At 44.3% G+C, this 7,859-nt stretch carries 5 protein-coding genes; 3 read left to right on the forward strand and 2 right to left on the reverse strand.

Features of this window, described 5'->3' with window-relative positions:
• The first annotated feature begins 53 nt into the window (after positions 1–53).
• Positions 54–269 (forward strand): hypothetical protein, encoded by a 216-nt coding sequence (locus BCT49_RS22670; protein WP_017109081.1) that lies wholly within the window; start codon positions 54–56, stop codon positions 267–269.
• Between the two features lie 176 nt (positions 270–445).
• On the opposite strand, the gene BCT49_RS22675 is transcribed toward BCT49_RS22670, so the two are convergent.
• Positions 446–1,639 (reverse strand): acetate/propionate family kinase, encoded by a 1,194-nt coding sequence (locus BCT49_RS22675; protein ID WP_017081950.1) that lies wholly within the window; start codon positions 1,637–1,639, stop codon positions 446–448.
• Between the two features lie 762 nt (positions 1,640–2,401).
• Entirely contained in the window at positions 2,402–4,471 is a 2,070-nt protein-coding gene (locus BCT49_RS22680; protein WP_102438388.1) for a DEAD/DEAH box helicase, read from the reverse strand.
• 308 nt (positions 4,472–4,779) lie between these two features.
• Between BCT49_RS22680 and rnb the strand changes: the two genes are divergently transcribed.
• Both rnb and BCT49_RS22690 read left to right on the forward strand, forming a co-directional pair.
• The gene (gene rnb, locus BCT49_RS22685; protein ID WP_102438390.1) at positions 4,780–6,786 is read left to right on the forward strand and encodes an exoribonuclease II; all 2,007 of its coding nucleotides are present in this window, start codon (positions 4,780–4,782) and stop codon (positions 6,784–6,786) included.
• A 119-nt stretch (positions 6,787–6,905) separates the two neighbouring features.
• Positions 6,906–7,736, forward strand: a complete 831-nt coding sequence (locus BCT49_RS22690; protein ID WP_102438392.1) for a helix-turn-helix domain-containing protein — start codon at positions 6,906–6,908, stop codon at positions 7,734–7,736.
• The last annotated feature ends 123 nt before the right edge of the window (positions 7,737–7,859 follow it).

The raw sequence follows: 7,859 nt of genomic DNA on the forward strand, positions 1-7,859 counted from the left end.
ATCTAAGCGGAGAAGAGCCTTAGGGGTAATCGATTAGATTAAGGGTACATAAAATGTTTCTAAAAGAGAAAAAGAGCGGTGACCTCGTAGATGTTACTGAAATGACCAAATTGACCAACCTATTTCAAGACAGTATCGAAGGTCGGTTCCAAGCAGGTGAAGAACAGCAAGACCCTGAGATGTTTAAAAAGTCCGAATTGGTGTTTATGTCAGGTGAAGAGTTACCTCGATGCTGGACAGATCCAAACTACCGCTCAGAGGCCAAATAACTTTAACTCTTCAGGATCACCAAGAGGTTTGAACTTGAAACTCTGTTCTAAAAGCGTTTGACGATGGCCAGGTGGGCTATGCCCCTGTTAAAGCGTTCAGACGCATCTTTACTAGACCACAAAAAAGCGAGCCACTTGGGCTCGCTTTTCAATTGTTTCTTAAGCAGTTGCTTAGATTACAGAAGTTCTACCGACTGTTGAGCAATAACGAATTCTTCATTCGTTGGAATAACCATTGCTACTGCGTCAAGCATTTCAGACTTCGCGATGATGCCTTCAGCGCCAAAACGAGCTGCTTCATTGCCCGCAACATCTTCAACAAAACCAAGAATCTTAAGGTTGTTTAGGATCTCACGACGAATTGGTAGAGAGTTCTCACCGATACCACCAGTGAAGATGATGCCGTCTAAAGAGTCTAGCGTTGCAAGGTAAGAAGCTACGTATTTCGCTACGCGGTAAGTAAACACTTCAAATGCAAGCTTAGCGCCTTCATGGCCCTCTTCCATTGCTTCTAAAATGCCACGAGCATCGCTCGTAAGACCAGACACACCTAGGAAGCCAGACTCCTTGTTAAGAGAGTTGAAGACTTGCTCTTGTGACCAACCTTTCTTAAGTAGGTACTCGATGATGCCTGGGTCTAAGTCACCACAACGTGTGCCCATCATTAGGCCAGAAAGCGGTGTGAAGCCCATTGAAGTATCAACACTATTACCGTCTTTGATAGCACATACAGAAGCGCCGTTACCTAGGTGAACAGAGATGAAGCTAGATTCTTCAACTGGCTTGTTGACCATTTTTGCTGCTTCACGGCTAACGAAGTAGTGGCTAGTACCGTGGAAACCGTAGCGACGAACACCGAAGTCTGTGTATAGCTCTTTTGCGATTGCACCTGTAAATGCACGTTGTGGCATTGTTTGGTGGAAAGCAGTATCAAACACAGCGAACTGAGGTAGAGAAGGGAAAGCTTCAATTGCAGCACGGATACCGATAGCACCTGCTGGGTTATGAAGTGGAGCTAAGTCAGATAGGCTTTCAATCTCACTTGTTACTTCTTCAGTAATACGAACAGTTTGAGTGAACTTCTCACCACCGTGAACGATACGGTGACCGATAGCCACGATATCAGCCGTGAAGCCTAAGTCTTCCATCAGGCCAACCAATTTGCCAATGGCAATTTTGTGGTGGTTACCCTCACCTTGAATAGCAATTTCTGTTTTTTGACCTTGATGCTTCCAGCTCATGCGAGCATCCTCAAGACCAAAACACTCCCCTAAGCCACTTAATACTGCGTCACCAGAAACAGAATCGATGACAGCAAATTTAAGGGAAGAACTACCCGAGTTAATAACCAGAACAAACGAATTAGACATTGGATATGGATCCTGTTTCAGTACGAATTTAGTGAAGTTTGCGCTTCAATTTTAGTTAAGTCTATTATTCAATAATTTTTGAATCTTTCAACTTTTGTTTTGCAAAAACCACCAAATGAACACAATTAAGTTGATCTTAGTCATCAATTCATTTCTTTCGAGAACGAAAATTAAAAAATAGTTGAATTAGATGAAGCAAATGTACTTATGAGGCTGATAGGTTTAACTAAACTACATTGAGAACAAAGTCAGCTGGAATTGAAAGATTAACCAAGAGCTCAGTTCATGGATTAAGCCGATAAAGTCAAAAACAAGCTCTTGCCCTACGCTGCGAGTTCAAAAATTCAGCGCGACACTTAAATATAGATCTGTTGGTTGCCAATATCCGCTAATAGATTTTCAAGCGTTTAACTTCATCTCAGCATTTCAAGAGCTCACTTATTCGGATCGAACGGTTGAGCAGTTTTTACTTCAAAGTCTGTTTTCATTTTCATTATAGCTCTGCATTTCTTTAGCTAGACAGCGATCGGTTCCCATATCCCCTGACGAAACACCCTAAACAACGCTTTAAGCACATGTGACTGTGGTTGCCTTGTGATACGAGGCATTATCTAACCTTGGGCTTAGGACGTGCTACAAACGCGAAAAATAAAATAGCAGGCACAAAAAAGCCGAGCATAATGCTCGGCTTTTAAATTCAGTGTTTAAGCTGTTCGTTTATAAACACTTGGCTTGTAAGCTTCAGCTTAAACTAAAGGCTGATTAACCTTCGCTGCGCTCTGGACGACGACCGCGGTTGCCGCCATTGCCTGCTGCGTTGCCATGGCCACGTTCGCCACGGTGGTTACCACGGTGATCGCCACCACGGTTACGGTCAAAGCGACGTTCGCCATCACGCCCACCAGCAGAGTTACCATCACGTGCGCCGTCACGGTTGCCACGGTAGCCACCACGACCGCCATTGCCACCTTCACGGTTACCACCTTCGCGATTACCGCCTTCACGGTTACCACGGTAGCCGCCGCCATCACGACCGCCACGGTTGCCATCACGACCGCCGCCGCCACGACGAGGCTCACGGAAGTCGTTGAAATCAACAACTACAGCGCCAGCTTCTTTTTGACGAATGCGAAGTTTGCTTAGCTTACCAGCAGTTTCAGAGTTCATTGCTTTTGGCAGTTGAACGTAAGTAGAACCTTGGTCTAGCTTGATAGCACCGATAGAACCTTTAGTTAGGCCTAGTTCGTTTGCTAGTGCGCCAACGATGTCTTTAACCTGAACGCCTTGCTCACGGCCAACTTGCAGTTGGTACGTATCCCAATCTTGAGTATTGAAGTTACGACCACCACCGTCACGGCCATTGTCACGATCTTCACGACGCTCTTTGCGACGGTTCTTATCACGCTCAATAGCAGCGATCATTGGGTCTTCGCCAACGTAGAATAGTGGGCTCTTACCTTGCTGACGCTTAAGAAGCATTGCAGCTAGAGTAGCAGCATCAACTTCTAGAGACTCTTGCAGAGTAGAGATAAGACCTGCAAAGTTTTCTAGAGCTTTGCTTTCTTTCTCAGTTTCAAGCTCAGCGCCAAGCTTAGCAACACGTGCAGCAGCAACTTCGTCACGTTGTGGAAGTTGGATTTCTTCCATTTGAGACTTAGTTACACGCTCGATAGTACGAAGCATACGAATTTGGTTAGTGCGAACTAGTAGGATCGCTTTACCTTTACGTCCAGCACGGCCAGTACGACCGATACGGTGGATGTAAGATTCAACATCGAATGGGATGTCGTAGTTGAATACGTGAGTGATACGTGGAACATCAAGACCACGAGCTACAACGTCAGTTGCAACTAGGATGTCGATAACACCTTGTTTGATGTGATCAACAGTGCGCTCACGTAGAGACTGAGGAATATCACCGTGCAGTGCAGCAGCTTTGAAGCCACGTGCAGATAGCCAGTCAGCTAGACGCTCAGTATCTTGACGAGTACGTACGAATACGATTGACGCGTCAGTTTCTTCAGTTTCAAGAAGACGAGACATTGCTTCGTCTTTCTCTACACCTTTAACAACCCAGTAATTCTGCGCTACTTTGTCAACTGTGTGGTTAGTACCAGCAACATCAACTCTAGCCGGGTTACGTAGGTAACGGTCAACAATAGTCTTAACCATTGGAGGCATAGTTGCAGAGAAAAGTACACGCTGTGCAGTTTCTGGAGCTTGCTCTAGGATCCAAGTAACGTCATCTACAAAGCCCATTTTCAGCATTTCATCTGCTTCATCAAGAACAAATGTATGTGCTTCATCTAGGTGTAGACGGTCACGAGTTAGTAAGTCTTTAACACGACCTGGAGTACCAACAACAATGTGAGCACCGCGGCTTAGAGCACGCATTTGGTCAACAATTGAAGCACCACCGTAGATTTCAAGAACTTTAAGACCGTTGATGTCACGACCTAAGTTTTTGATTTCCGCAGCAACTTGAATCGCTAGCTCACGAGTAGGAGCCATGATGATTGCTTGTGGTTTGTGTTGGTTCAGGTTGATTTTGTTAAGTAAAGGCAGAGAGAATGCTGCTGTTTTACCAGTACCAGTCTGTGCTTTACCTAGTGCGTCACGGCCTTCAAGAAGAAGAGGAATAGCTGCTGCTTGGATTGGAGTCGGAGAAACGAAACCCATGCTATCAAGAGCTGAAAGAATGTTATCGTTAAGGGCTAATTCATTAAATTGAATTACAGATTCGGACATTGGGATCCCACTATATATAAGTAAACAAAAGGTCCCGGGAGCTCTATCAATTCCAATACTGATCCAATCAGATACTGATTCCATTCAGAGTTACGAAGCAGTAATAAAACACTTCAAGCCATTAGGGACGTCTAAGGGAGGCGGATTATTCCCTAAATGCATAAAAAAAGCCAGAAAAAATTGAAATACATCACATATTTTTCGGTTTTACATCAATACTGGCTATCATATCGTCAAAACTTGATGAATATCTCGTCATAGCACCAAACTTCGAGCAAATTGACCTAGTTAAATAAGAGGGCAATTAATTTACGCTCACTTCGCCTTTCAGTAGTAATCAAGCCTCGCAATGATTATAGTGTGCTCAATTGTCCTCGATAGATAAAAGTCAAATGTTTCAAGATAATCCTCTACTCGCTCAACTCAAACAGCAAATCCAAGAAACCCTCCCTAAAAAGGAAGGTACAATCAAAGCCACTGAAAAAGGGTTTGGTTTTCTCGAAGTCGATAACAAGACCAGTTTCTTTATCCCACCGCCATACATGAAGAAATGTGTACACGGTGACAAAGTTATTGCCATCATTCGCACCGAGAAAGATCGCGAAGTAGCAGAGCCTGAGGAATTGATTGAACAGGGCCTTACTCGTTTTATTGCTCGAGTGAAGTTATTTAAAGGTCGTTTGAACGTAGTTCCTGATCACCCGCAACTGAAAAAACTGCAACTTAAAGCGAAAGCTAAGAAGGGTCTAAATCCTGAAACGCTAAAAGAAGGCGACTGGGTTGTTGCTCATATCGTTCAACACCCGTTAAAAGGTGACAACGGATTCTTGGCTCAAATCTCTGAGAAAATTACAGATGCTGACGACAAAATTGCACCTTGGTGGGTAACGCTGGCTCAAAACGACTTACCAAACAGCGAGCCACAAGGTATCGATGATTGGAAGATCAACGATGACGCTGATCTTGAGCGTGTAGACATGACGCACATCCCTTTTGTGACCATTGATGGTGAAAGCACAAAAGATATGGATGATGCGCTTTACGCGAAGAAGAAAGACAACGGTGATTTTGAACTGACGATTGCGATTGCTGATCCTACGGCTTACATATCTCCAGATGATGTGATGGATAAAGTGGCTCGTGAACGTGGTTTCACAATTTACCTTCCAGGTCGTAACATTCCAATGTTGCCCCGTGATCTGGCTGACAACTTATGCTCACTAATAGAGAACGAAGTTCGCCCGGCACTTTGCTGCACGGTAACAGTATCTAAAGATGGCGTAATCGGTGATGACATTAACTTCTTCGCTGCAAACATCAAATCTCATGCTCGTCTTGCTTACGACAATGTATCTGACTGGCTAGAAACTGGCGCATCAGAGAAGTGGCAACCATCAGAAGAAATCGCTGCGATTGTTTCTGACCTTCACCAATTTGCTCAAGCACGTTCAGCGTGGCGCTCAGCGAATGCGGTTGTGTTCCCAGACCGCCCTGACTACCGCTTCGAGCTTAGCGAAGATAACGATGTTGTCGCTATCCACGCAGACATGCGTCGCAGTGCGAACAAGTTGGTTGAAGAATCTATGATCAGCGCGAACATCTGTGCAGGTCGAGTACTAAAAGAAAGCTTTAACCAAGGTGTCTTTAACTGTCACTCTGGTTTTAAAGCTGAGAAGTTAGCAGATGTCCTGGAGTTGGTTAACCCAGAAGCAGAAACACCGTTTACAGAAGAGCAGATAGTCTCTCTGGAAGGTTTTGCTACTCTGCGTCGTTGGTTAGGTTCTTTAGACAACAGCTACTACGACAACCGTATTCCTAAATTCCAAGCGTACAGCGAGATCAGCAATGAACCTGCACCACACTACGCGATGGGATTAGACATTTATGCGACGTGGACTTCTCCAATTCGTAAATACGGCGACATGATTAACCATCGTATGCTTAAGGCTCACATCCTTGGTAAAGCGCCAATTCAAACACCAGACGAAACAATCGGTGATGAACTTGCCCTGCACCGCCGTCACCACGGTATGGCTGAACGTAACGTTGGCGATTGGTTATATGCTCGTACTCTAGCGAATGCTCCAGCTGAAGAAACTCGCTTCCAAGCAGAGATCTTCGACATTAACCGTGCTGGTATGCGCGTGCGCTTACTTGATAATGGTGCAGCAGCGTTTATCCCTGGCTCTCTCATTCTTAATAATAAAGAAAGAATAGAGTGCAACGGTGATATGGGCACTGTATCTATCGATAAAGAAATGGTATACAAACTGGGAGACGTTTTAGAAGTAGTTCTCTCAGAAGTTAATCAGGAAAACCGTAACTTGGTAGCAAAACCTACACAAGTTTTTGCGGACTTGCCTAGCGAGCCTGAAACAACAAATGAAACCGAAGCCTAATATCTGATAGGGTTCACTTCTAAAGGCGCTAATTATTAGCGCCTTTTTTGTAAATGTCTCATGCTTAAACAATACTAAAACCAATAAGCAACTCGTTTACAACGTCAAAGAAGCGCACTATGTCATCGATAACAGTTACTCAATTTAGAAACTTTATTCCCAGGAAACGGGAACGTTACCCCGCCTCTAAAAACGGTATTTTCATCGTTTCGAAAGGCAGTATCTCTTTCACTCTGCCTAATGGTACCGAAGCTTCCCTTCAAGCCGGCGATTTCACGCTATACAACTCCGGCCAAATTAAAGACATCGACGTTAATACTGAAAATGGTGAATTCAGCGCAACGTGTTTAGACTTCGATTTATCGATCTTCCAAAAATTCATCAACCAGTCCGGTGATCTTGAATCGTTACGCGTTCCACAGGAATACATCAAGTTCGACCGAGCTGACATCCAAATTCGTGAGCTGAAAGAGCTGACGATGTCTCTCGCGGATTCTTCTCCTAAAAATGACTACGCACTCACCCAGCTAGGCTTAGCTCTGCTTTCTTTGATGGTTGAAAAGCACCCTGCTCTACTCGTGATCATTGCTCGAGCTTCAAGGCTTACCGTTACGCAGAAAGTTATCCATTACATAGAACAGAACATCGAAAACAATATATCGTTAGACACGTTAGCCAGTTACATGGGCATGTCTCCCGCAACACTGAAGCGACGTCTATCCGCTGAAGACCTTTCTTTTTCAAACCTTTTGAAAATCAAACGTATTGCGCATGCCGCCACCCAGCTCAGAACCTCCGCTAAATCGATCACGCAGATCGCTTATGAGTCTGGCTTTAAGAGTGCAGCACACTTCAGCACCGCCTTTAAAACCTATCATGGAAAGACACCAAAAGATTTTCGCTCTCTGATTGCTCAATCTCAGCAATCCCAAACTCGCTTCAAAACTTAAGCGGTGTGATTAAAGATTTAAGAGGTTAAGAGGTTAAGAGGTTAAGAGGTTAAGAGGTTTAATTTAAAGAAGCAGTGGTCTGGTTCAATACCAACAAGGTAGTTTGAAGTGGCATAGTGAATT

Origin of the sequence: Vibrio lentus (assembly GCF_002875945.1) — a bacterium.
Taxonomy (GTDB): domain Bacteria; phylum Pseudomonadota; class Gammaproteobacteria; order Enterobacterales; family Vibrionaceae; genus Vibrio; species Vibrio apostichopi.